The organism is Micromonospora sp. CNZ309, from assembly GCF_002846525.1.
In genome coordinates this window covers 5,345,528-5,367,801 of sequence record NZ_PJNG01000001.1, presented here as the reverse complement: position 1 = coordinate 5,367,801, position 22,274 = coordinate 5,345,528, and the positions used below count along the sequence as shown (strand labels likewise).

Below are 22,274 nucleotides of genomic sequence, written 5' to 3'. Positions count from 1 at the left end.
GTCAGCGGCCCCCCGGGTCGGCGATGGCGGCGCGCATGATCTGCCCGGCGATCCGGGCCGCCTCGGCGCTGCCACCGGGGCCCGCCTGCTCGAGCACCACGCAGACCGCGGAGACCGGGTTGCCGTTCTTGTCCAGGGCGAAGCCGATGAACCAGCCGTGGTCCGGCCGGTCCGGCGCGGACTGGGCGGTGCCCGTCTTGCCGCCGACCGTGTAGCCGTTGATCCGCGCGTTCTCGCCCGTGCCGTTCTTGACGACGCTGACCATCATGTCCCGCAGGTCACCGGCGACCTGGCCGCTGACCGGCTGCCGCAGCTTCTTGGGCGTGGCGGTGTAGTAGCTGGTGGTGCGGTCCGGGGCGAGCAGCTGGCGGACCAGGTACGGCCGCATCTGGCTGCCGTCGTTGGCGACCGCCGCAGCGATCATGGCGCCCTGGAGCGGGGTCATCCGCACGTTGTTCTGGCCGATCGAGGACTGCGCCAGCGCGGCCGGGTCGGTGCTGCCGTCCGGGTTCTGCATGTCCCCGGTCCGGCTCGCCGCCACCGGGTGACCGGCCTCGTTGAGGTGGCCGACGGTGAGGTCCTCCTGCTCGAAGCCGAACTGCCGGGCCTTCTCCTTGACCTTGTCCGCGCCGAGCCGTACGCCGAGCTGCGCGAAGCCGGTGTTGCACGACTCGGTCACCGCGTTCATCAGGGTGACCTCGTCCTCCGGGCAGATCGACGGGGCCGCGTTGCGGATCTGGGAGCCCGAGGTGGGCGGCGTGTAGCTGGCGCCCGCCGGGATCCGGGTCTCCTGGCCGACGCCGTTCTCGAGCGCCGCGGCGGCCACCACGATCTTGAAGGTGGAGCCCGGGGGCAGCACCTCGCCGAGCGCCCGGTTCTTCAGCGGGCCCGCCGGGTCCTGCTCCAGCTTGTTGTACGCGGCCGTCGCCTCGCTGGCGCTGTGGCTGACCAGCGGGTTCGGGTCGAAGCTGGGCATCGAGACCAGCGCCTGCACCGCCCCGGTACTCGGGTCGACGGCGATCGCCGCGCCCTTGGCGGCGTTGACCCGGTTGTTGCGCAGCTGCTCGAACGCGGTGTTCTGGGCGCCCTTGGAGATCGTGAGCAGCACGTTGCCGCCGCCGCTCTGGTCGCCGGTGAACATGTCCTTGACCCGGTTGGCGATGAGCTGGTCGCTGGTGCCGGCCAGGAAGTCGTTCTCGAACTTCTCGATGCCGGTCTCGGCGAGGTTGACCGGCTTGTAGCCGAGCACGTGCGCGTACCTCGCCCCGCCCGGGTAGGCACGCTGGAACTTCAGCTCGCCTCCGGTCTCCTTGCTGAGCGCGAAGGCGGTGCCGCCAGCCTCGATGTTGCCGCGCTTGCGCTCGTACTCGGCGACCTGGACCCGACCGTTGTAGTCGCTGGTGCGGTATTCGTCGGCCTTGTAGGCCTGGATCCAGTTCAGGTTCGCGAAGAGCAGGCCGAAGAGGACCATGACGACGACGCCGACGCGGCGCAGGGGTGCGTTCACGGCCTGATCACCTCCGTGGGGGCACCGTGCAGCTGCTCCGGCGGACCGCCGGACGGTCGGGCCGCCTTTCCGCCACCGCCGGTGACGGGGCGGCGGGCACCGTCGGAGATCCGGAGCAGGGCCGCGATGAGCAGCCAGTTCGCCATCAGCGAGGAACCGCCGGCGGAGAGGAACGGAGTGGTCTGCCCGGTCAGCGGGATGAGCTTGCTGATCCCGCCGACGATCACGAAGACCTGGAGCCCGAGGGTGAAGGCCAGGCCGCCGGCCAGCAGCTTGCCGAACGAGTCGCGTACCGCCAGCGCCGCCCGCAGCCCGCGCTCGACGATCAGCAGGTAGACGACGAGCAGTGCGGAGAGGCCGAAGAGGCCGATCTCCTCGCCGATGCCCGCGAAGATGAAGTCGTTCTGCACCTCGGGCAGCAGGCCGGGCTGGCCACCGCCCGGGCCGGCGCCGAAGAGGCCACCGGTGCCGAGCGCGAGCAGCCCCTGCACGAGCTGGTAGCCGTCGTTGTAGGGGTCGGCGAACGGGTCCAGCCAGATCTGGGCCCGCAGGTAGAAGTTGGCGAACGGCCCGCCGACCACGTCGCCGAGCACGTACGCCAGGTAGACGCCGCCGAAGAACAGCACCAGACCGATGAGCAGCCAACTGACCCGCTCCGTGGCGATGTAGAGCGTCACCACGAACATGCCGAAGTAGAGCAGCGAGGTGCCGAGGTCCTTCTCGAAGACGAGGACCAGGACGCTGACCAGCCAGACCGCGACCACCGGGCCGAGGTCGCGCCCGCGCGGGAAGTCGATGCCGAGGAACCGGCGGCTCGCCAGCGACAGCACCTCGCGCTTGCGCACCAGGTAGTAGGCGAAGAAGACCAGCAGGGCCAGCTTGGCGAACTCGCCGGGCTGGATCGAGAACCCCCCGACGCGGATCCACAGTTTCGCGCCGTTGATCTCGGAGAACCGGCTGGGCAGCACCGCAGGGATCATGACGAGCACGATGCCGGCCAGCCCCAGCGTGTACGCGTATCGGGACACCGAGCGGTGGTCCCGCATGAGCGCGAGCAGTCCGGCGGCCAGGACGACCGAGGCGAGTGTCCAGGCGAGCTGCCGGCCGCCCGTGCCGGCGAAGATGGCCAGGTCCTCCCGCTCGGCGGGCGCCGCGTTACCCAGGTCGAGGCGGCGCAGGAAACCCACCCCGAGCCCGTTGAGCAGGGCGACCGCCGGCAGCAGGGCCGGGTCGGCGAAGGGTGCCAGGAACCGGATCACCAGGTGCAGGCCGAGGAACACGGCGGTGAGCGCGGCGGCCGGCATCCAGAAGTCGGCCGTGACCGTGTCGAGCACCTTCGCCTCGACCATCGCCCCGTACGCGGCCACCAGCACCATGGCGACCAGCAGCAACGACAACTCGGCGTTGCGCCGGGACCGGGCCAGGCGTACGCCGGGCTGCTCGCCCGTGGTGGCGGGCGAGGGTGCCGGAAGGGCCGCTGCGGTCACGGAACGTCCTCGGATCGAGCCGCGCCTACTCCGGCGACCGGCACGCGGCGGGGTCGAGCGCCGGCGAGTCGGTGTCGGAGGGCGGGGCGTCGGGCGTGGTGGTCGGCGCGGCCGGCGTGCTCGGTCGACCGCTGACCGGGGCGCTCGCGCCGGCGGTCGGAGCGGGCGACACCGGGCCGGTGGTCGGCGTCGGGGCGGTGGTGACCGCCACGGCGCTCGGGCTGGGGCTCGGCGGGCAGATGGGCTTGAGGTTCGGGTTCATCGGGTCGTCGCTGGTCAGCTCGGCCAGCCGACGCTCGGCGTCGGGCTCGCTCTTGGCCGGGATGCCCTGCTTGACCTGCTCCTGGGCGGCCAGCGTCAGGTCTTCGAGGTCGGCCGGGCTGGTGGAGTGCACGGTCGAGAGGTCCATGCCGGCGATCTCGCCCTGGATGCCCCGGAACACGGCGACCTGGCCGTTCTCGGTCGCGCCCACGTAGTACTGGCGCTGGGTGTAGCTCCAGCCGCCGAAGACCGCGCCGCCCACGAGGACCAGCAGCGCCACCGAGATCGCGGCGGCCCGCACCGGACGACGCCTCGGGCGTTCCGGCTCGTCGTCGGCGCCGGCCGACGGCTCCTCGGGAGCGGGCGGGCGGGGCGCGGAGAGGGCGGACGCGCGGGCGGCCGGAGTGGAGACGTCGGCGGAGGTCGCCATGCCCCGGTCGCGGGCGGCCGCGCCGCCGACGATCGGGCTCGCCTCGACGATGTCCTGGTCGGTGGCGTCCGCGATGATCACGGTGATGTTGTCCGGGCCGCCGCCGCGCAGGGCGAGCTGCACCAGCCGCTCGACGCACTGCTGCGGGTCGGCGTACTCGCGCATCGTCTCGCCGATGGTGTCGGCGCTGACCACACCCGAGAGGCCGTCGCTGCAGATCAGGTAGCGGTCGCCGGGGAGCACCTGGCGGACGCTGTATTCCGGGTCGATGTCGCGGCCGTCGAGCGCGCGGGTGAGCAGCGACCGCTGCGGGTGGCTGCTCGCCTCCTCGGCGCTGATCCGGCCCTCGTCGACGAGCATCTGGACGTACGTGTCGTCCTTGGTGATCTGCGCGAACTCGCCGTTGCGCAGGAGATAGGCCCGCGAGTCACCGATGTGGACCATGCCCAGCTTGCTGCCGGAGAAGAGGGTCGCGGTGAGCGTGGTGCCCATCCCCTCCAGTTGGGGGTTGGCGTCCACGGTGTCGCGGAGCTGCTGGTTGGCGGTGCCCACGGCCGAACGCAACGCGTCGACGAGGGCGTCACCTGGGACGTCCTCGTCGAGCGGCGCCATGGCACCGATGACGATGTTGCTGGCGACGTCACCGGCGGCCATGCCGCCCATGCCGTCGGCGACGGCGAGTAGCCGCGGCCCGGCGTAGACGGAATCCTGATTACCGTCTCGGATCAGACCGCGGTCGCTGTGGGCCGCATAGCGCAGGGTCAGAGTCATGGCCGTAATTCGAGAGAAGTGCGGCCGATCCGGATCGGCACGCCGAGGGGGACGGGGGTTGGTCCGGTGACCTTAGCGCGATCCAGGTAGGTGCCGTTAGTCGAGCCGAGGTCCTCGACGAACCACTGGCCGTCGCGGGGCACCAGACGGGCGTGCCGTGCCGAGGCGTAGTCGTCGGTGATGACGAGGGTCGAATCCTCGGCCCGGCCGATGGTGATCTGGGCTTCGCCGAGGGTGATCCGGGTCCCGGCCAGTTGACCGGCGGTCACCACGAGCTGGTGCGCCGCCCTGCCCCGCTTCGCCTTCGCCGGCTTCGACGCCTGCCCGAGCGTGGCGCCGACGGCCCGGGGGGCGGCCACCAGCCGGCCCGACCGGGCGCCCGCGAAGAGGTCCCGACGGATCACGCCGACCACTGTGAACACGAAGATCCACAGCAGGATGAGGAACCCGAACCGGGCGACGGTGATGACGAGCTCCGGCAACGCGGGTCAGCCGTCCACGCGGAAGGTCAGCGTCGTGGTGCCGAGCTGGATCATGTCGCCGGGGTTGAGCGCGACGGCGGAGACCCGCTGGCCGTTGACCATGGTGCCGTTGGTCGACCCGAGGTCGGTCAGCACGACCTGACCGCCGTCGAAGTCCAGCCGGGCGTGTCGCCGCGAGATCCCGACGTCGGGCAGGCGCAGGTTGGCCTGGTCGCCACGGCCGATCACGGTCGAGCCCATCTGGAGGGGGTAGGTGCGCCCGTCGCCGGAGACCAGCCGCACGTTGCGGCCGCCGCCATGACCGGGCGGGGGACCGTAGCCACCCCCCTGGTCGTACGCGGGGTAGGCGGGCTGGCCCGAGTCGTAGCCGGGTGCCGAGACCGGGGCGACCTCGCCGCCGGTGTAGACCTCGGCCGTGACCCGGAACATGCCGGTGTCCAGCCCCTCGCCGCGCTCGATCTCGACGATCACGTCGCCGTAGACCGTCCAGGCCTGCTCGCCGATGAACTCCGCCTGCGACTGGGCCAGCTCCTGGGCCAGCGCGGCGGCGTACGGCGCCAGACGACTGTGGTCGTAGGGCGAGAGATCGATCACGTAGCGGTTGGGCACCAACGTGCGCCCACCGGCCAGGATCGCCTTGTGCGCCTCGGCCTCCCGCTGCATGGCGTTGAGGATCTCCACGGGGTGGACCACCCCTTTGAAGACCTTGGCGAAGGCCCCCTCGACCAGGCCTTCCAGACGCTTCTCGAAGCGTTGCAGCACGCTCACCGGCTCCTCCTCGGGTCCCGAGGACATGATGGTATCCGGCCGGCGCGCGCGCAGCTCACACGCCGCTCGGCCGTCTGACGGCGGCCCGTTCGGACGGGCCGATACTGCCGTGCTACTCTTTCGTCCGCCACGAACGGTAACCGCTCCTCGGACGGTAACCAATCGTCGCAACGATCACGGACCGGGTAGGATGTCCGGGGCCCGCTGGAGACAGCAGGACCGGCACAGAATACAGTGTTCGAGGTCAAGCCACGGGGAAGTGGCGGAATGGCAGACGCGCACGGTTCAGGTCCGTGTGCCCGAAAGGGCGTGGGGGTTCAACTCCCCCCTTCCCCACCAATACGCGAGGGCTCCGCAGCGATGCGGGGCCCTTGCGCCGTATCGGGGCGTGCCGTACGTCACGCTATGCTCCGATGGTTTCTGCCTCCGACGGACCAGGAGTGTCGTGTGAGTGTCGCGTTCGTGACCGGGTCGGGCGGTCTGATCGGCTCCGAGGCGGTCCGGCACTTCGCCGGCCTCGGTCTCGAGGTCGTCGGCATCGACAACGACATGCGGCAGGAGTTCTTCGGCGAGGAGGCGTCCACCGCGTGGAACGTCCGCCGGCTGACCGACGACCTGGGGTCCGCGTACTCGCACCACAGCATCGACATCCGGGACCGGGCCGCCCTGGCCAAGCTCTTCCAGCGGTACGGCACCGACGTCGCCGTGGTGATCCACACCGCCGCCCAGCCGTCGCACGACTGGGCGGTGCGCGACCCGTTCACCGACTTCGACGTGAACGCCGCCGGCACGCTGAACGTCCTGCAGAACGTGCGCGAGCACTGCATCGAGGCGCCGGTCATCCACTGCTCGACGAACAAGGTCTACGGCGACCGGCCGAACAGCCTGCCGCTGGTGGAGCTGGAGTCGCGCTGGGAGATCGAGCCGGGGCACCCGTACGAGCAGGGCATCCGTGAGGACATGTCCATCGACGCCTGCCTGCACTCGATCTTCGGCGCCTCGAAGGTGGCGGCCGACGTCATGGTGCAGGAGTACGGCCGCTACTTCGACATGCGTACGGCCTGCTTCCGGGGCGGGACGCTGACCGGCCCGGCGCACTCCGCGACGGAACTGCACGGCTTCCTCGGCTACGTGATGCGCGCCAACATGGAGCGCCGGACGTACAAGATCTTCGGCTACCAGGGCAAGCAGGTCCGCGACGCGATCCACAGCTCGGACGTGGTCTCCGCGTTCGAGGCGTTCTTCCGCAACCCGCGCTCGGCGGCGGTCTACAACCTCGGCGGCGGGCGACACTCGAACACCTCCAACCGCGAGGCGTTCGCGCTCGCCGAGCAGATCACCGGCCAGGAGATGGTCACCGAGTACGTCGAGGCCAACCGGATCGGCGACCACAAGTGGTGGATCGGCTCGAACGAGGCCTTCCAGGCCGACTACCCCGAGTGGAAGCAGGTCTACGACGTGCCCATGATCATGCGGGAGATCTACGAGGCCAACGTGGACAAGTGGGTGCCGGGCGCATGACCGGCAAGGGCAAGCGGAACGTCCTCGGCGTCCTGGTCGACGCCACCGACTACGCCGCGGCGACCGAACAGGTGGTGGCCGCCGCGCAGGAGCGCCGCCCGCTGGCGCTGACGGCGCTGGCCGTGCACGGCGTGATGACCGGGGTGCTCGACCCGGCGCACAACGCCCGGCTGAACTCCTTCGACGTTGTCACCCCCGACGGCCAGCCGGTGCGCTGGGCGCTCAACCTGCTGCACGGCGCGGGGCTCACCGACCGGGTCTACGGCCCCACCCTGACCCTGCACGTGCTCTCCCGGTTCGCCGACGAGGGCCTGCCGGTCTACCTCTACGGGTCGACCGAGGAGACCCTGGCCAGGCTGATCCCGGCGCTGGAGCGGATGTTCCCGGCGCTGAAGATCGCCGGGGTCGAGCCGTCGAAGTTCCGGCCGGTGCAGCCGGGCGAGGACGTGGAGATCGCCGACCGGATCAGGTCCAGCGGGGCCCGGCTCGTGCTGGTCGGCCTGGGCTGCCCGCGCCAGGAGGTCTTCACGTACGCCATGCGGCCGCTGCTGGACATGCCGCTGATGGCGGTCGGGGCGGCCTTCGACTACCACGCCGGGCTACTTCGCCAGCCCCCGCCGTGGATGCAGCGGGCGGGCCTGGAGTGGTTCTGGCGCCTCGGCCTGGAGCCCAAGCGGCTCTGGCGCCGCTACGTGATCCTCAACCCGGCCTACCTGACCCGGCTCGCCGGGCAGAAGACGGGGCTGTGGAAGGCGAGACCGCCGGCCCCGGCCACCGAGCGCCCGGCGACCTTCGCCGTCTGAGACTGGCTGCCCTTTCACGCGGGCGTCGCTGGCACGGACGAAAGGGCAGGCGGTGGGCCTCGAACTGCGGCCCACCGCCTGCCCTTTGCCGACGCTGGATCAGTCCCGCGGCAGTTGCAACACCAGTCGCCGGCGACGGAACAGCATGATCAGCGCCGCCCCGAGCACGAGCACCGCAGCACCCGCGCCCGCGAGAAGGCCAGCCGGTGCGCCGGTGACCGGTAGGCCACCACCGGTACCGCCACCGTCGGCGGTGATGACAATCTTGGCGGTGTTGTTCGGCGGATAGGACTCGGAGGACCCGACCACGACACTGCGGGCGTGGATCGTGCCGTCGGTGCCCGGCTCTGACTTGATCTTGAGCTGAACGGTTGCCGTGATCCTGCCGTAGCCAGAGGCGACAGCCGGGAACTCGCTCTCGAAGTTGCAGCGCAGCTTCGCCGACTCCGGCATCGACTCGTGTTCGGTGCCGTCGGTGTAGCACCACTCGGCGGGCAGCAGGACCGTGCCGGTCGGCGCGGTGATGACTACTGACGGGCCGCCACCGTCGGACGGGCCGTTGTTGACGACCTCGTACGTGAGGTCGACGGTCTGCCCGACGGCGCCCTTCACAGCCGGGGCGGTGACCGCGAGGTCAAGGGTGTTTCCCTTGCTCCAGAACGCGAAGTCCGCGTAGTTGTCCGACTCGTCGAGTTCTCGTCGCGTCTCGACGTCGCTCTTCGCCGCCTTCGCCTGCTGCTTGCGCAGGGCCTCCGCGAACGACGCGCCGGTTCCCTGGGTACGGGCGGTCTTCTTCGAAGCTCGTGCCTCCCCGGCAAGGGCCACTTCAAGAAAACCGTGGTGCTCCAGCGGACCCGGCAGGTTTCGGCCGAGGGTGATATTGAACAGCGACTTTCCTGTCGCATAGTCGAACAGCAGCAGGCCGTCTCCGGGTTCCAGAGTCAGCGGCACGACGCAGCTGACCTCACCCGGTCCGTAGACGTAGGGCTGCCCGGTGTCCTTCGGGTAGAAGTCCGTGTAGGTGCAGTCGCTGTACCGCTCGGCGAAGGTGGCACCGGTAGGGACGACGACCCTGACCGTGAAGTCGCTCGCGGCCGTGTCGCCTTCGTTCGCGATACGGCCGTGCAGCGGGACGACGTCGCCGGGGCCGACCGGGTCGTCCTTGCCGTTCAGATTCCGCGCGGCGGCGACCAGGTCAGGACCGGACGGGCTCACCGTGACCGGGAACGAGGTGGCGTTGTCGCCCGGGGACATGTCGTCCTCCGCGCCGGCGATGGTTACGGTGACCGATCCCGCGTCGCCGGGGGTGGCACCTTGGCGGCTCGCCAGCGACAGTGGGCTCACGGTCGTGACCTGGCCGGCCTGTAGAACGCCGATGGCACAAGTCACCTTGGAATCGGCGAGCTTGCAGGAGTCGGTCCAGTCCGGCACCGCGACGGTGACCGAGTCCGCGACCTTGCTCAGGTCCAGCGTCACGGTCACCGCGGTGGCGGTCGCACCGCCGTAGTTGTAGACGTACATGCCGACGGTGGTGCCGCTGTTGTCGATCTCGGCCACCGGGTCACGGTCGAACGAGACAGAAAGGTCAGGCAGCGGATCCGCGGCATGGGCGGCGGTCGGGGCGCCAATTGTCGCGACGGTTGCCAGCACAGCCGCACCTGCCGCCACGCGAGACCAGACCCCGGGCTTATGTGTCATTTTTTCTCCGGTCAATTGACATCGGTGCCGCACTTTAGCCTGCGGTCCCAGGCGGAACACCTGGCCGATCGTGCAGAGATCATCACGAACGGATACCCGCGCGACGGCGCGGGCCCCGGCCGAATGTCGGCCGGGGCCCGCGGGTGTCAGAAAGGGCCCCTTCCTATCGCGGAAGCGATGAGAAGGGGCCCTTCCTTGCATCGGGCTAGAGGGTGAGCGTCCAGGTGTTCAGGTATCCGGTGTCGCCCGAGTAGACGTCGCGCACCCGCAGCTGCCAGGTGCCGTTCGCCGCCTCGCTCGACAGGTTCGCCGTGTAGGTGGTGTTGATGTTGTCAGCGCCGTCCCACCAGCTGCTGTTCTTCAGCCGGTAGGACGAGCCGTCCGGGGCGACCAGGTCGATGACGAGGTCACCGCGGTAGGTGTGCACGATGTTCACCGCGACGGTGGAGGCCGACGAGGCGTTGCGGGCGCAGCCGGAGATCACGATCGAGCTGCTGGCCGTGGCACCCGTGTCCGGGATCGCGACGTCGGTGCCGTTGGTGCCGGAGCAGCCGCCGCCACCGGTGCCGGTGACCGTCAGCGAGTAGGTCGCGGTCCTGCTGCCGGAGGCCGCGGTGCCCGTCACGGTCACGGAGTAGGTGCCGGGCGGGGTGCTCGCCGAGGTGCTGATGGTCAGCGTCGAGGAACCGCCCGAGGTGACGGTGGCCGGGCTGAACGAGGCGGTGGCCCCGGACGGCAGGCCGCTGGCGGACAGGCTCACCGACTGGGCGGAGCCGTTGGTGGTGGCGGTGGCGACCGTGGCGGTCACCGAGCCGCCCGGCGCGGTCGAGCCCGAGGTCGGCGAGACCGAGACGGAGAAGTCGTTGGTCGGCGGGGTGTCGCCGTTGACGACGTAGAGCAGCTTGTTGGGCGAGCCGGTGCCCGGGTTGGTCACCACGTTGCTGGTGGCGTTGTTGACCAGGTAGTCGCGGACCTGCTGCGGCGTCCAGGCCGGGTTGGCGCTGGCCACCAGGGCCGCCGCGCCCACCACGTGCGGGGTCGCCATCGAGGTGCCGCTGATCGTGTTGGTCGAGGTGTCGCTCGTGTGCCACGCCGAGGTGATCGACGAGCCCGGCGCGAAGATGTCCAGGCAGGTGCCGATGTTGGAGAACGACGACCGGGCGTCCGTGTTGGTCGTCGACCCGACGGTGATGCCCTCGGCGGTGCGGGCGGGCGAGGTGTTGCAGGCGTTGCCGCCGGAGTCGTTGCCGGCCGCCAGGCCGTAGCTCACGCCGGAGTTGATGGAGTTGCGTACGGCGGTGTCGAGCGTGGTGTTCGCGCCGCCGCCGAGGCTCATGTTGGCCACGGCGGGCTTGACCGCGTTGGCGGTCACCCAGTCGACACCGCCGATGACGCCGGCGTTCGTGCCGCTGCCCTGGCAGTTCAGCACCCGTACGCCGACCAGCTGGACGCCCTTGGCGACGCCGTACGCCGAACCGCCGACGGTGCCGGCGACGTGCGTGCCGTGCCCGTTGCAGTCGTCGGCCGAGCCACCGTCGACGGCGTCGTAGCCGGAGACCGCCCGGCCGCCGAAGTCGCTGTGGCTGAACCGGATGCCGGTGTCGATGATGTAGGCGTGCACGTTGCTCGCCGTGTTCGGGTACGTGTAGGAGCTGTTCAGCGGCAGCGCGCGCTGGTCGATCCGGTCGAGGCCCCAGGAGGGCGGGTTGGTCTGGGTGCCGCTGATGGAGACCGTGTGGTTCTGCTCGACGTACGCCACGGCGGGGTCCGCGGCGATGCGGGCGGCGGCCTTCGCGCCGACCCGGACCTCGAAGCCGCGCAACGCGGCGGCGTAGGTGCGGGCGACGGAGCCGCCGTGCCGGCCGACCAGCCGCTGCGCGGAGTCATCGACCCCACCGCGGGCGACCGAGCTGTCCTTGAAGACGACGATGTAGCTGTCGGCCACGGCGGTGGCACCGCCCGCGGCGCGGATCGTGCCCACCGGTTCGGCGGCCATGGCCGGCGTGGCGGTGGCCACCATGGCCAGCGCGGCCACCCCGACGAGTACGGACCTGCGTGGAAGACCCATCTTCTACTCCCTCCGACCGGCACCGACCGTCCAACTGTTCGTGACGAGTGAATCGATGAATGCCGATCAAGCTGAGGGTAGGTGGGGGTAAACCCGAATTCAAACATGTCGACTTCCCCATAACATCGAGAAGATGGCCCCTAGGGGAGGCGGCTGCGGGGCGAACCGGGGACCTGCCCGGATTCATGACCGTCGAAAACGGGCAAGGCTGTGGGTCATGGAGAGTCACCTCGCCGTGCTGCTGTCGCTGACCGCCGTCTGGCTCGCCGCCGGATGGCTCGCGGACGGGCTGCCCCGGCTGGACCAGGCCCGCGCCCTGCGACGGCGCACCGGATGGGTGCTCGCCCTGACGCTGACCGGCCTGGGGCTGACGGCCGCCGTGCTGGTCGCGGGGCTCTCCAGCGCCGGCGCGACCGCCGCGGACCGGGCGGCCGCCGGGCTCACCCTCGCCGCGCTTCCCGCGCTCGTGGTCGCCGCCTGCACGGTGCGCCGGGTACGCCGGCTCCGGGCTGGTGCGGGCGCGCTCTCCTCGGCGCCGGAGACCCCGGCGCCACACGGCCTGCGGGCCTCCGCCGCGCACCCGCTGATCGGGCTCCCGGTGCAGGTGACCGGCCTGGCGATCCTGCCCGCGGTGATCGCGGCGAGCACCCCGGACCTGCTGTTCGGGCCCGGCGTGACCGGTCCGGCGATCACCGTTGGCGTGCTGGGTGTCGCCGCCATCGGCGTACGCCACGCGCTGCGCCACAACCGGCTCGTCGAGCGGGCCGCGCCCGCCCGGCCCGCGTCAGCGCGAGCGGCCGGGCCCCTGCACGTATAGCAGCTCCAGGATCGCCCGGGTGGCCTCGAACCACCGGTCGAGCCAGCCGGGCGGCGGGACGCTGCCCTTCGGTGGCAGCTCCATCAGCAGCCCGCGCAGGAGCGGGTGGTCGACCAGCGACTCGGCCGGCTCCACCGACCAGCCGCCGGGCGGGAACGACGGCTCCGTCAGCGGGTTGGGATCCAGCGAGGGCAGGGAGAGCGGCGGACCGGCCTGCTCCGGCGGGGCGGCCGGGGCCTCCCGGGCGCCGATCTCGGTGTCGGTCGACACCACCTCGGTGAGGACGGTGTCCCGGCGTGCCCCCCGGTACTTGCCCCCGAACCGTTCCGGCTTGCCCGGCCCGTTGGTGAGGTTGTCTGACCCGATCGTCGTCATCCGTCTCGCCTGCCTCGCTCGGTTGCCGTCCGTGCGGCGGGTCGTCGACCAGCGCCGTACCGAGGGGTACAACGACCCGGGACCCGATGTGGCGACGCCGACGGCGGGACGTCTTCGGCGGCCGGGGCGGACACGGGCACGACGATGCCCCCGTCCGGCTGTGCGCCGGACGGGGGCATCCCGTCAGATCACGGTCCCGTCAGCCCTCGTCGAACACACCGCCCCTGGTGCCGGCGACGAAGGCGTGCCAGTCACCAGGAGCGAAGACCAGGGCCGGGCCCGTCTTGTCCTTCGAGTCCCGCACGCCGACCGCCCCCGTCACGTACGCCACCTCCACGCAGTTGTCGCAGTTCGGCCCGCTCTTCGAGCTCTTGAACCACGTCGCCTGCGTCAGGTCCACGGGGAACCCATTGGTCGCCATTTCCACAACGGCTCCTCTGCCAGTTTCGCGATGTGTGCGATGGACTCCTCCGGACGAATGGCCGCCGCTCGGACGTGATCGAAGATGAAGCTGTACTTCTGCAGTTCGTCACTCTTCTCCAGGAAGAGCCCACCCGTGGCATTCTCCGCGTACACGACATCCGGATCACCGGGCTCAGGGAAGCTGAGGATCGTGAAGGTGCCGTCCATGCCGGCGTGCGCCCCCACCGCGAACGGCAGGATCTGGAGCGTCACGTTCGGCAGTTCCGCCACCTCGACCAGGCGTTTGAGCTGGTCACGCATTACCTCGTCCCCGCCCACCGGACGGCTTACCACCGCCTCATCGAGCACCACCCACAGATCGACCGGATCATCCTGCGTCAACAACGACTGACGGCCCAGACGGACACGCACCCGTTGCTGCACCTGCTCCGGCGTGAAGTCAGGCCGGGCGGCCCGGATCATCGCACCCGCGTACTCCTCGGTCTCCAGCAGCCCGGGCACCACCTGCTGCTCGTACGCCCGGATCGAGCTGGCCGCGGCCTCCAGCCCGACGTACGCGCCGACCAGCACCGTGCTGTAGGGGTGCCACCAGCCCTTCTGCCGCGCCTCCCGGGCGATCTGGACCAGCTCGTCGCTCTCGGCACCCACCACGCCGTAGATCCGCAGCATGTCCCGCACGTCGCGCGGGGTGGCCGTGGTGTGGCCGGTCTCGATCCGCGAGACCTTCGACGCCGAGCACTCCAACTGCTCGGCGACCGCCTCGATGGTGATCCCCGCCGTCTCCCGCTGCCGACGCAGTTCGGCGCCGAGGCGACGACGTCGGATGGTGGGGCTGCGCCGCTCGCTCACGGGGCCACCTCGGTCCGTGAGCGCGGGTCGGGCCCACTTGTCGCGGTCACGGGACCACCGGCCCCGCTGGTCGGGACCACCGGCTGTCAGGCCTCACCGGTCCACCTCCGCCTCGCCGTGCGCCACTGTCGTCACCCGCCAGGGGCGCGACCGTCGTACGGCGGGCGTCGTTCGCGGCGGGGGGTGGTGCCGGTCATCGGCCGGCCGCGACGGGCGAAACCGGACCCCAGTGTGCCGGGCGGACGTGAACCCCTTCAAGCGCTGCTTTGCGCGAGCCGCTCATGTATCGGCAAAAGTCGACGTGCAACTTGCATGAAGCACGTCGCTGATGCACTCTGTCCGTATGGCACGGGTTACTCACCGTCTCCGTCCGCTTCCCCGCCGTGGTGACCCCACGGGCCACGGGACGCGCGGCGGTGGGGCCGCCCGTCAGTCGACAACCAGACCTGCCCCGGGTTGATGACCTCGCCGCTGCACGCCAGTTGGCTGCGGCGGCGGGAGCGGTACCCGGAGCAGCCGGGTGTTGGTCGGGTGGCGGTTCGCCACCAGCGGGTACGGCCCGACCACCACCACCCGCGACACCGGTCCACGAGGCACGACCCCGCCACCGGGCCACCGACGTCCCCCGACCCGCACCGCCGGCCCGTGCGCCGGCCGACCCTTCCCAGGAGCCCATGTGCTTCCCCGCTCCGGTGACGTACTGCACGTGACTCGCGCGGCGAGTGTCCAGTTCCTCAGGCCCATCATGTTCCGGGTCATCCGGGTCCTCGACTGGCCGACCTACGACGGCTGGATCTGGCTCGAAGGCTACGAGCTGAACGCATCGGGGGACGCGGTCAGCCGGCGCTCGATCTTCGTCCAGCGGGAGGGGCTGCGCCACCTGCGGTCGGCCCCCGAGCCGCGCCCGCACACCGTTCGCGCGCCGCGGCGGCCCGTCGCCCGCACCCCGGTCCGGGTGGGCTGACCTGCGCGATCGGCGGCCGGGGGGCGTGCCGTCGCCATAGAATGAGGTACGCCCACCCCGGCACGTTCCACCCCGCGCGTCCAGGACCCCGAACCTGGGATGGCCATGGTCCTTCAGCCCGCCGCGCGGCGGCACCACCGCTCCCGTATCGCCTACGCCTTCGGACTCCTGGCGCTGATCGGCGCCGCCACCCTGCTGGTGGTAGCGGTCCGTGATCCCGCCCTCTCGTCCACGACGCGGCTGACCACCCCGGTCCCCGCACCGGAGATCACCGTGGTGGACGAGGACCCCGACGACGACGAGCCGGACGCCCTCGACGCCCCGTACGCCTGGGGCGGCCCGGACGAGCCGGACGCGCTCGGTGCCGCCGACGAGCCCGAGCCGGCCGTCGCCGGGACCGACGTGCCAACCGACGCCCAGGCCGGCGCGGCGCAGGCCGCCCGTCCCGCACCGGACGACGTCCGCCGTTCCCTCTTCTGGTCCGGCATCTTCGGCCTGGCCATCTCCCTGGCCGGGCTCGGCATGGTCGGCACGAGGCGACGTATGTGGTGACGCGACGGCCCGGTCAGCGGCCCACCGGGTCGGCGGCTCACCGGGTGGCGGTCGGTTCGACCGACGGCGTGACCCCGTCGGTCGGCGAGGCGGCCTCGCGGGCCACCACCAGCGTGACCTCCTCGTCCCGCGGCACCAGCTCCCCCGCCTCCGGCTCGCTGCGGATCACCGTGCCGGCGGGACGGTCGGACGTCTCGTACTCCACCCGGTGGCCCAGCCCGACGTCGTCCAGGATGGCCTGCGCCGTCGCCAGCGGCAGGTTCACCACCGGCGGCATCGGCAGTTCCGCCGGCACCGAGGGCGACGGGGACGCCGAGGGCGACGCGCTGGTGGGGGCGGCCGAGGTCGGTGCGGGGGTGGTCGGCGACGCGCGGGTCACCGACGGCGACGGCGACGGCTCCGGCCCGCTCGGGTCGTCGTCCCCCGACTGGAGGGCCAGCCACAGCCCGACGCCGAGGAGGCCGACCAGCAACAGCACGATCACGCCCCACAGGATCGGCAGCCACCAACGCCGCGCGCCCTGGTCCTCGGCGTACCACTCGGCCTCCGGCTGGTCGGCCGGACCGGCGGGGCGCACCTCCGCCCGGCCCGACCACACCGCCGGCCCGGACCGCTCCGGCGGCATGGCGGCCGTACGGTCCAGCGGGGCAGTGCCCTCGACGGGCACCGGCCGGGTGGCGTCGCCGCCATCCGCGGCACGCCGGTCGGGCGGCAGTGGCTGCGTACGGTCTGGTTCCGCCCCGGTCGGGGCATCGCCCGGCGGAGGCAGCGGGCGGGTCCGGTCGTCGTGTTCCCCGGCGGGCGGTTCCCGGCGATCGTCGCTCATGCCGGCACTCCGCTGCGCTGCGTGCCGACCTGAGACACCACCGCACTGTGCCCATGACTCGCTCGCTGACGCTCGCTCATCGCACGTCCTCTCCCGGCCCGGGCGGGCGTCGCGGGCCCCTGACCGCCAACCTAGCGGTCCCCGGGGCCATCGGCCGGGATCAGCGTGCCGGAGCCGTCACGGTGTCGGGGATGCCGATCCGTCGTCCTCCGGCACGTCGCCGCACCAGATCGACACCTGGTCGTTCCACCGGCCCGTGCCGTCGCCGGCCGGATCCTGACGGCTGACCGTGCCCGTCCTGCCCGTGCGGTACTGCGGGTAGAAGCCATCGTCGACGAGTTCGTCCGCCGCGTCGTCGCAGTCGTCACCCACCACGTCCGGCACGGTGGCGGCCGGCGCCGGACCGCTCACGTAGAGCGTCACGGTGCGCCCGGGCTGCACCTCCGTACCCACCTCCGGCGAGGTGCGCTCCACGGTCGTCCCGGTGCCCCGGCCGAAGACGAGCCGCCAGCCCAGCCGCTTCCCGCGCAGCTCGTCGCGGGCGTCCGTGAAGTCCTCGCCGACGACCTCCGGCACCGTCAGCCCGGCGGAGCGGCTCGGCCCGGTCGTGCGGGGAGCCGCCGGCGCGGACCGGCCCGGGGTCGACCGGGCGGCACCGGGGGTGCCGGTGGCGGAGGGCAGGCGTTCCGCCGCCGCCGGCGGTGCCGCCGGTGGCTCGTCCTCGCCGGCCAGCAGCCAGCCGCCGGTCGCGCCGACGGCGGCCAGCAGCACGACCGCCAGACCGCCCCTGAGCAGCACCGCCGACCGGTCCGCCGCGGCGTCGTTCCGCTCGCCCGTGTCGCCGTCCGTCATCCGCCCACCCCGCCTCGATCACCGGCGACCGTACCCGTCCGCGCCGGCGTCGGCGTCATCGCGGTCCACCCTGGCGGACCGTCACGACTCGCCGCGCCGACCCCGGGACGTTACGCTCCCCCGCATGGCCAGACGGGGCTGGGGAGGATCGATAGCGACCGCGGTCGGCGTCGCTGCCGGCGCGGGCGCGGCCCAACTGGGCTTCGGCTACGGGCTGGGCATCATCAACTGGGCGCCGGCGGACGCGAGCGCCGGCGCGACCGCCTGGGTGGCGGGCCTGATCTGGGCCACCTGGATCGCGGCCACCTCGACGGTCTTCGGCGCGGTCTGCGCGCAGCGGCTGCGGGACCGCGCCCCGGCACCGGACGCCGATCCGGCTCCGGCCGGGCCGGGCGGCGGCGCCCTCGGCTCCGTCGCGCTCGCCGTGGCCGCCGGGGTGGGCGCGCTGATCACCGTGCTGCTGGTGGCCGTACCGGCCCGCGAGGCGGTGGCGGTGGCGGACACCGGCTCGCCCCGCAACGTCGCGGCGGCCTACGCGGCCGTCGGCGTGCTGGTCGGCGTGCTGACGGCGGTCTGGGCGCTGCGCTCGCGGGCCGCCGCGACCAACGTCATCGCCACGGTCGGCTGGCTCTGGCTGCTCGCCGTGATCGCCGTCGTGGACGGCGTACTGGCCGGGCGGGGCCTCACCAGTGCCCAGCTCGGGATCTGGCAGCTCGGTCCCGACGACGGGCGCTACTGGATCCGCGACTACTTCTACTGGCCCGGCGCGCTGCTGTCCCTCGGCTCCGCGCTGGTGATCGGTGCCCTCGCCGCCCGTCGGGACGCCCGCGACCCCGAGCGTCGGGTCGGGGCGGCCGCCTCGGGTGCGGCCGGGCCGCTGCTCGTCGCGACCGCGTACTTCCTGGCGGTGCCGAGGCTGACCGCGATCAGCCCGGAGCAGGTGTCGGCCCACCTGATCGCGCCGTACGCGGTGATCATCGGGGTCGGCGGTGCCGTCCTGGTCACCGGCCTCGCCCAGCGGGCCGCCCGACGGGCCGCGGCCCGGGGACCGGTGCGGGTGCCCCGCCAACGTGCCGGCGAACCCGCCGACCAGCAGAGTGACCCGGCCCGTCCGGACGGTCCTGGTGCCGGCGACCCGTCGGGACGGCACACCCCACCGGCCGGAGACACCGCCGCCACGCCCGGCGGCACCGACACCGACGCGGCAGCGCCCGGCTCCCTCGCGGCGCCGGTCGGCACCGGCGACCACGGGAAGCCGGTCGGCACCGCGCCAGGCCGGGACGCCGTCGCGGCGGGCGGGGGGACGCCCACGGGCCCCGCCGCCGGCCGGGAACCGGTGCCGGCTCCCGCCGCCAGCTTCGCGGCCACGTCCGACACCTCGACCGGAGAGCCGGCCGCCCCGTCCGCCGGCACACCAGCGTCGGCACCCGCCGGAGAGCCGGCCGGCGACGAGCCGACGGAACCGCAGGCCACCGGCCGTCGCCCTCGTTCCGGTCGCCGTACGCGCTGAGCGCCGGCCCGGCCCGGCCTGGGTCAGTCGACGGGCCAGGTGTGCACGGGTTCGTTGCCGCGTTGCAGCTCGGCGTAGCGCTGCACCATGTGGTGCAGGGCGGCGTCCCGGTCCATGCCCCGGTGCCGCTCGGCCGCCCACACCGCCTCGGTCTGCCAGACCGCGCCGTTGCGGCCCGTACGGCAGCGCTGCTCGATGATGCCGAGCAGCCGGTCGCGTTCGGCCGGGGCCACCCCGAACCGGTCGAGCCCGGCGGCGGCCGTGGGCAGCAGGACGTCCAGGACCAGCTTGGTCACCGGCACCTCGCCGAGGCGGGGCCAGTGCAGGACGGCGTCCATGCCGCGCCGGGCGGCGGCGTGGAAGTTCTCTTCGGCCGAGCTGAAGGTGAGCTGGCTCCAGATGGGTCGTTCCGCCTCCGCCAGCCCGCGCGCCAACCCGAAGTAGAAGGCGGCGTTGGCCAGCATGTCGACCACGGTCGGGCCGGCCGGCAGGACCCGGTTCTCCACGCGCAGGTGCGGGCGGCCGTTCATGATGTCGTAGACCGGCCGGTTCCACCGGTAGACGGTGCCGTTGTGCAGGCGCAGCTCGCCCAGGACCGGTACGCCGCCGCCGTGCAGGACCTCGACCGGGTCCTCGTCCTCGCAGATCGGCAGCAGCGGCGGGAAGTAGCGGACGTTCTCCTCGAAGAGGTCGAAGATCGAGGTGATCCAGCGTTCGCCGAACCAGACCCGGGGGCGTACGCCCTGCGCCTTCAGCTCGTCCGGCCGGGTGTCGGTGGCCTGCTCGAACAAGGCGATGCGGGTCTCCGCCCAGAGCTGCCGCCCGTAGAGGAACGGCGAGTTGGCCCCGACGGCCACCTGCACGCCCGCGATGGCCTGGGAGGCGTTCCAGTAGTCGGCGAAGCTGTCCGGGGCGACCTGGAGGTGGAACTGGAGGCTGGTGCAGGCCGCCTCGGGGGCGATCGAGTCGGTGTGGGTCTGGAGTCGTTCGACGCCCCGGATGTCGAGTTCGATGTCCTCGCCCCGGGCGCCAACGATCTGGTCGTTGAGCACCCGGTACCGCTCGTTGGTGGAGAGGTTGTCCTCGACCAGGTGACGCTCGGTGAGGGTGGGCAGGATGCCGACCAGGACGATCTTCGCGTCCGACTTGGCGGCCCGCTCGTCGGCGCGCGAGAGGCTGCCGCGCAGGTCCTGCTCGTAGTCGGCGAACCCGTTCCCCTCGATCAGCCGGGGCGGCGCGTTCAGCTCGAGGTTGAACTGGCCAAGCTCGGTCTGGAAGAGCGGATCGGCGATGTCGGCGAGGATCTGGTCGTTGCGCATCGCCGGCTCGGCCGCCGAGTCGACCAGATTCAGCTCGATCTCCAGCCCGGTCATTGGCCGGTCGGCGTCGAAGCCGAAGTCGTCCAGCATCAGGGCGAAGACGTCCAGGCAACGTCGGACCTTCTGTCGGTAGCGGACCCGGTCCTCCCGGGAGAAGGCGCCCTGCTCGACGTCCCTGCCCATGTTTCCTCCCGGCGCGAGGCGCAGTCGGGCCGTGCCGGCCCGGTCAGCGCGTGGTGAACCCTCCACGTTAGGAGTGTCGGCATCGTCGGGACCAGAGGAGGTCCCGGCGATCCCACGGCCGGGACGACCCTGTTCCGGTCGGCGGACGCGCTCCCGGCCGCATCTCTACCCAGCCGGTGCCGCCGGCACCGGGCCGGACCGCGAATGAGTCGTGACAAATTACACCCGCCCGACGCCGCGCACCCCGCGTCAGGCCCGCGCTTCGCGTGGCCGCATCCGGGCCCGCACGCGGCACGCCCGCGCTTCGCGTGGCCGCATCCGGGCCCGCACGCCGCACGCGGCACGCCCGCGCTTAGCGTCAACGCTCAGGCCCGCACCCCGCGTACACGCGTCGGGCCCGCGCCGTGGTGCGGCGCGGGCCCGGAAGCGGTACGACGGATCAGGCCTGGCGGACGGCCTCGCCCTCGATCTCGATCTTGATCTTCTTGCCGACCAGCACGCCCCCGGTCTCCAGGGCGACGTTCCAGGTCAGGCCGAAGTCCTCGCGGTCGATCTCGGTGGTGGCGGAGAAGCCGAAGATGTCCTGCCCGAACGGGCTGCGGCCGACGCCCTCGAACTCGACCTCGAGGTCGACCGGGCGGGTGACGCCCTTGATGGTCAGCTCGCCGGAGAGGACGAACTCGTTGCCGTCGCGGGACTTCACGCCCGTGCTGCGGAACTCCAGGGTCGGGAAGCTCTCGACGTCGAGGAACTCGGGGCTGCGCAGGTGCGTGTCGCGGTCGGCCTGGTTGGTGTTGATGGTGGCCGCCTGGATGGTGGCGCTCACCGCCGACTGCATCGGGTCCTCGGCGACGGTGATGGTGGCGCTCGCGTCGGCGAACTCACCGCGCACCTTGCTGACCATCATGTGCCGGGCGACGAAGCCCACGCGCTTGTGTGCCGCGTCCAGCAGGTAGGTGCCGGCGGTCGGGATCGTGAGGCCGTCCCAGTCGCGGGTGACCGGTGCGGTGCTGCTGGTCATGGAAACTGCCCTCCGTGGGGGGAAATTGGTTTAGTAGCCCAACGACTGCCACAGCAACTATAGGCACAACAACATTCCCGGTGTCAAGTACTGCTACGATGGGCGGGTGGACCAGAACGTGTTCGACGACCCCCGGATCACCGCCGTCGGCCTGCTCGTCGAGGCGCACGCCGGGCTCTCGGCCCGGTTCGCCGCCCAGTTCGAGGAGCACGGCCTCTCACCGGTCGAGTTCGAGGTGCTGACCAGACTCGCCCGCTCACCCGGCAACCAGTTGCGCATGACCGACCTGGCCGCGCAGACCTCACTGTCGACCAGCGGCGTCACCCGCGTGGTGGACCGGATGGAACGCGACGGGCTGCTCACCCGTCGCGCGTGCCCCTCCGACCGGCGCAGCTCGTTCGCCGTGGTCACGGCCTCCGGCCTGCAACGGCTCGACGAGACCCTGCCCGGGCACCTGCGGATCATCGAGCAGTGGTTCACCGGCCAACTCGACCCGGCGGCGCTGGGCGCCCTGCTCGACGGGCTGCGCCGGGTCCGCGACGCGGTGCACCCCGGTGCCACCGCCGGAAGCACCGGCTCCGCCGCCGACCAGGACGAAAACGGCACCCCGTCCTGACCCGTCCCCCGAGGCCCGCTCGGCACCGGCAGAAAGAGCGGCAGAACTGCCGCACCCACGCGCCGATAGACGATCAAACCGGACGAGGCCGCGTGCGGGCGGTGGCTAGTCTTCGGGCAGTGGGGACGCACCGGGGGGTGACGGCGCGGACGACGAGCGAGGGGTAGCAAG

Annotated in this window: 21 protein-coding genes and 1 tRNA gene; 8 read left to right on the top strand and 14 right to left on the bottom strand. The window is 72.0% G+C overall.

What is annotated here, in order from left to right; translation table 11 throughout:
* Position 1 precedes the first annotated feature (1 nt).
* Genes CLT72_RS22730 through CLT72_RS22710 form a run of 5 tightly spaced genes read right to left on the bottom strand, consistent with a single transcriptional unit; the run spans position 2 to position 5,733 of the window.
* Entirely contained in the window at positions 2–1,507 is a 1,506-nt protein-coding gene (locus CLT72_RS22730; protein ID WP_101413507.1) for a peptidoglycan D,D-transpeptidase FtsI family protein, read from the bottom strand.
* Positions 1,504–2,994, bottom strand: coding sequence for an FtsW/RodA/SpoVE family cell cycle protein (locus CLT72_RS22725; protein ID WP_101413506.1), 1,491 nt, complete (start codon positions 2,992–2,994; stop codon positions 1,504–1,506). The genes CLT72_RS22730 and CLT72_RS22725 overlap by 4 nt, the downstream gene beginning before the upstream one ends.
* A 25-nt stretch (positions 2,995–3,019) precedes the next feature.
* Complete coding sequence (locus tag CLT72_RS22720; protein WP_101413505.1) at positions 3,020–4,456, bottom strand: PP2C family protein-serine/threonine phosphatase; 1,437 nt, start codon at positions 4,454–4,456, stop codon at positions 3,020–3,022.
* Positions 4,453–4,938, bottom strand: coding sequence for an FHA domain-containing protein FhaB/FipA (locus CLT72_RS22715; RefSeq protein ID WP_089002732.1), 486 nt, complete (start codon positions 4,936–4,938; stop codon positions 4,453–4,455). Before CLT72_RS22715 ends, CLT72_RS22720 begins: the two co-directional genes overlap by 4 nt.
* Positions 4,939–4,944: 6 nt before the next feature.
* Positions 4,945–5,733 carry an FHA domain-containing protein gene (locus CLT72_RS22710; RefSeq protein ID WP_089002733.1) on the bottom strand — a complete coding sequence of 263 codons (789 nt, stop codon included), beginning with the start codon at positions 5,731–5,733 and terminating at the stop codon, positions 4,945–4,947.
* A 226-nt stretch (positions 5,734–5,959) separates the two neighbouring features.
* Here CLT72_RS22710 and CLT72_RS22705 point away from each other — a divergent pair.
* The 3 genes from CLT72_RS22705 to CLT72_RS22695 all read left to right on the top strand — a co-directional run bounded on the left by CLT72_RS22705 (position 5,960) and on the right by CLT72_RS22695 (position 8,030).
* A tRNA-Leu gene (locus CLT72_RS22705) sits at positions 5,960–6,045 on the top strand.
* A gap of 66 nt (positions 6,046–6,111) precedes the next feature.
* Complete coding sequence (locus CLT72_RS22700; protein ID WP_199184626.1) at positions 6,112–7,227, top strand: NAD-dependent epimerase/dehydratase family protein; 1,116 nt, start codon at positions 6,112–6,114, stop codon at positions 7,225–7,227.
* The gene (locus tag CLT72_RS22695) at positions 7,224–8,030 is read left to right on the top strand and encodes a WecB/TagA/CpsF family glycosyltransferase (RefSeq protein WP_101415327.1); all 807 of its coding nucleotides are present in this window, start codon (positions 7,224–7,226) and stop codon (positions 8,028–8,030) included. Before CLT72_RS22700 ends, CLT72_RS22695 begins: the two co-directional genes overlap by 4 nt.
* Before the next feature lie 99 nt (positions 8,031–8,129).
* Here CLT72_RS22695 and CLT72_RS22690 read toward each other — a convergent pair whose 3' ends face one another.
* The gene (locus CLT72_RS22690) at positions 8,130–9,680 is read right to left on the bottom strand and encodes a peptidase (protein WP_250101674.1); all 1,551 of its coding nucleotides are present in this window, start codon (positions 9,678–9,680) and stop codon (positions 8,130–8,132) included.
* Between the two features lie 253 nt (positions 9,681–9,933).
* Positions 9,934–11,796 carry a S8 family peptidase gene (locus CLT72_RS22685; protein WP_101413502.1) on the bottom strand — a complete coding sequence of 621 codons (1,863 nt, stop codon included), beginning with the start codon at positions 11,794–11,796 and terminating at the stop codon, positions 9,934–9,936.
* A 217-nt stretch (positions 11,797–12,013) separates the two neighbouring features.
* Here CLT72_RS22685 and CLT72_RS22680 point away from each other — a divergent pair, with 217 nt between their 5' ends.
* A complete protein-coding gene (locus tag CLT72_RS22680) occupies positions 12,014–12,613 on the top strand; it encodes a hypothetical protein (RefSeq protein WP_101413501.1) in 600 nt (199 codons plus the stop codon).
* On the opposite strand, the gene CLT72_RS22675 is transcribed toward CLT72_RS22680, so the two are convergent.
* The 3 genes from CLT72_RS22675 to CLT72_RS22665 all read right to left on the bottom strand — a co-directional run bounded on the left by CLT72_RS22675 (position 12,581) and on the right by CLT72_RS22665 (position 14,260).
* Positions 12,581–12,988: a hypothetical protein gene (locus CLT72_RS22675; RefSeq protein WP_089002738.1), complete on the bottom strand. Its 408-nt coding sequence runs from the start codon at positions 12,986–12,988 to the stop codon at positions 12,581–12,583. The two genes, CLT72_RS22680 and CLT72_RS22675, sit on opposite strands and share 33 nt — an antisense overlap.
* A 199-nt stretch (positions 12,989–13,187) precedes the next feature.
* Entirely contained in the window at positions 13,188–13,409 is a 222-nt protein-coding gene (locus tag CLT72_RS22670) for a DUF397 domain-containing protein (protein ID WP_101413500.1), read from the bottom strand.
* Positions 13,379–14,260 carry a helix-turn-helix domain-containing protein gene (locus tag CLT72_RS22665; RefSeq protein WP_101413499.1) on the bottom strand — a complete coding sequence of 294 codons (882 nt, stop codon included), beginning with the start codon at positions 14,258–14,260 and terminating at the stop codon, positions 13,379–13,381. Before CLT72_RS22665 ends, CLT72_RS22670 begins: the two co-directional genes overlap by 31 nt.
* Before the next feature lie 676 nt (positions 14,261–14,936).
* On the opposite strand from CLT72_RS22665, the gene CLT72_RS22660 reads away from it, so the two are divergent.
* Positions 14,937–15,224 carry a hypothetical protein gene (locus CLT72_RS22660; RefSeq protein WP_089002741.1) on the top strand — a complete coding sequence of 96 codons (288 nt, stop codon included), beginning with the start codon at positions 14,937–14,939 and terminating at the stop codon, positions 15,222–15,224.
* A 99-nt stretch (positions 15,225–15,323) separates the two neighbouring features.
* Complete coding sequence (locus CLT72_RS22655) at positions 15,324–15,776, top strand: hypothetical protein (protein ID WP_199184625.1); 453 nt, start codon at positions 15,324–15,326, stop codon at positions 15,774–15,776.
* A gap of 37 nt (positions 15,777–15,813) precedes the next feature.
* On the opposite strand, the gene CLT72_RS22650 is transcribed toward CLT72_RS22655, so the two are convergent.
* Positions 15,814–16,602, bottom strand: a complete 789-nt coding sequence (locus CLT72_RS22650) for a PASTA domain-containing protein (protein ID WP_101413498.1) — start codon at positions 16,600–16,602, stop codon at positions 15,814–15,816.
* 177 nt (positions 16,603–16,779) lie between these two features.
* Positions 16,780–17,454 (bottom strand): PASTA domain-containing protein, encoded by a 675-nt coding sequence (locus CLT72_RS22645; RefSeq protein WP_101413497.1) that lies wholly within the window; start codon positions 17,452–17,454, stop codon positions 16,780–16,782.
* Between the two features lie 124 nt (positions 17,455–17,578).
* Between CLT72_RS22645 and CLT72_RS22640 the strand changes: the two genes are divergently transcribed.
* Complete coding sequence (locus tag CLT72_RS22640) at positions 17,579–18,964, top strand: hypothetical protein (RefSeq protein WP_350821921.1); 1,386 nt, start codon at positions 17,579–17,581, stop codon at positions 18,962–18,964.
* Positions 18,965–18,987: 23 nt separating this feature from the next.
* On the opposite strand, the gene CLT72_RS22635 is transcribed toward CLT72_RS22640, so the two are convergent.
* Together CLT72_RS22635 and CLT72_RS22630 are read right to left on the bottom strand one after the other, a co-directional pair.
* Complete coding sequence (locus tag CLT72_RS22635) at positions 18,988–20,466, bottom strand: glutamate-cysteine ligase family protein (protein WP_101413496.1); 1,479 nt, start codon at positions 20,464–20,466, stop codon at positions 18,988–18,990.
* A 439-nt stretch (positions 20,467–20,905) separates the two neighbouring features.
* On the bottom strand, positions 20,906–21,487 hold the full coding sequence (locus CLT72_RS22630; protein ID WP_101413495.1) for a YceI family protein: 582 nt from the start codon (positions 21,485–21,487) through the stop codon (positions 20,906–20,908).
* 106 nt (positions 21,488–21,593) lie between these two features.
* Here CLT72_RS22630 and CLT72_RS22625 point away from each other — a divergent pair, with 106 nt between their 5' ends.
* Positions 21,594–22,103, top strand: coding sequence for a MarR family winged helix-turn-helix transcriptional regulator (locus CLT72_RS22625; RefSeq protein WP_101413494.1), 510 nt, complete (start codon positions 21,594–21,596; stop codon positions 22,101–22,103).
* Positions 22,104–22,274: the final 171 nt, after the last annotated feature.

Bases quoted from the DNA above. Each gene is read 5' to 3' on its own strand.
- CLT72_RS22695 (WP_101415327.1), top strand. From the start codon at position 7,224: ATGACCGGCAAGGGCAAGCGGAACGTCCTCGGCGTCCTGGTCGACGCC.
- CLT72_RS22645 (WP_101413497.1), bottom strand. From the start codon at position 17,454: ATGACGGACGGCGACACGGGCGAGCGGAACGACGCCGCGGCGGACCGG.
- CLT72_RS22655 (WP_199184625.1), top strand. From the start codon at position 15,324: ATGGCCATGGTCCTTCAGCCCGCCGCGCGGCGGCACCACCGCTCCCGT.
- CLT72_RS22675 (WP_089002738.1), bottom strand. From the start codon at position 12,988: ATGACGACGATCGGGTCAGACAACCTCACCAACGGGCCGGGCAAGCCG.
- CLT72_RS22710 (WP_089002733.1), bottom strand. From the start codon at position 5,733: ATGTCCTCGGGACCCGAGGAGGAGCCGGTGAGCGTGCTGCAACGCTTC.
- CLT72_RS22670 (WP_101413500.1), bottom strand. From the start codon at position 13,409: ATGGCGACCAATGGGTTCCCCGTGGACCTGACGCAGGCGACGTGGTTC.
- CLT72_RS22650 (WP_101413498.1), bottom strand. From the start codon at position 16,602: ATGAGCGACGATCGCCGGGAACCGCCCGCCGGGGAACACGACGACCGG.
- CLT72_RS22640 (WP_350821921.1), top strand. From the start codon at position 17,579: ATGGCCAGACGGGGCTGGGGAGGATCGATAGCGACCGCGGTCGGCGTC.
- CLT72_RS22685 (WP_101413502.1), bottom strand. From the start codon at position 11,796: ATGGGTCTTCCACGCAGGTCCGTACTCGTCGGGGTGGCCGCGCTGGCC.
- CLT72_RS22700 (WP_199184626.1), top strand. From the start codon at position 6,112: ATGCTCCGATGGTTTCTGCCTCCGACGGACCAGGAGTGTCGTGTGAGT.
- CLT72_RS22680 (WP_101413501.1), top strand. From the start codon at position 12,014: ATGGAGAGTCACCTCGCCGTGCTGCTGTCGCTGACCGCCGTCTGGCTC.
- CLT72_RS22720 (WP_101413505.1), bottom strand. From the start codon at position 4,456: ATGACTCTGACCCTGCGCTATGCGGCCCACAGCGACCGCGGTCTGATC.
- CLT72_RS22630 (WP_101413495.1), bottom strand. From the start codon at position 21,487: ATGACCAGCAGCACCGCACCGGTCACCCGCGACTGGGACGGCCTCACG.
- CLT72_RS22635 (WP_101413496.1), bottom strand. From the start codon at position 20,466: ATGGGCAGGGACGTCGAGCAGGGCGCCTTCTCCCGGGAGGACCGGGTC.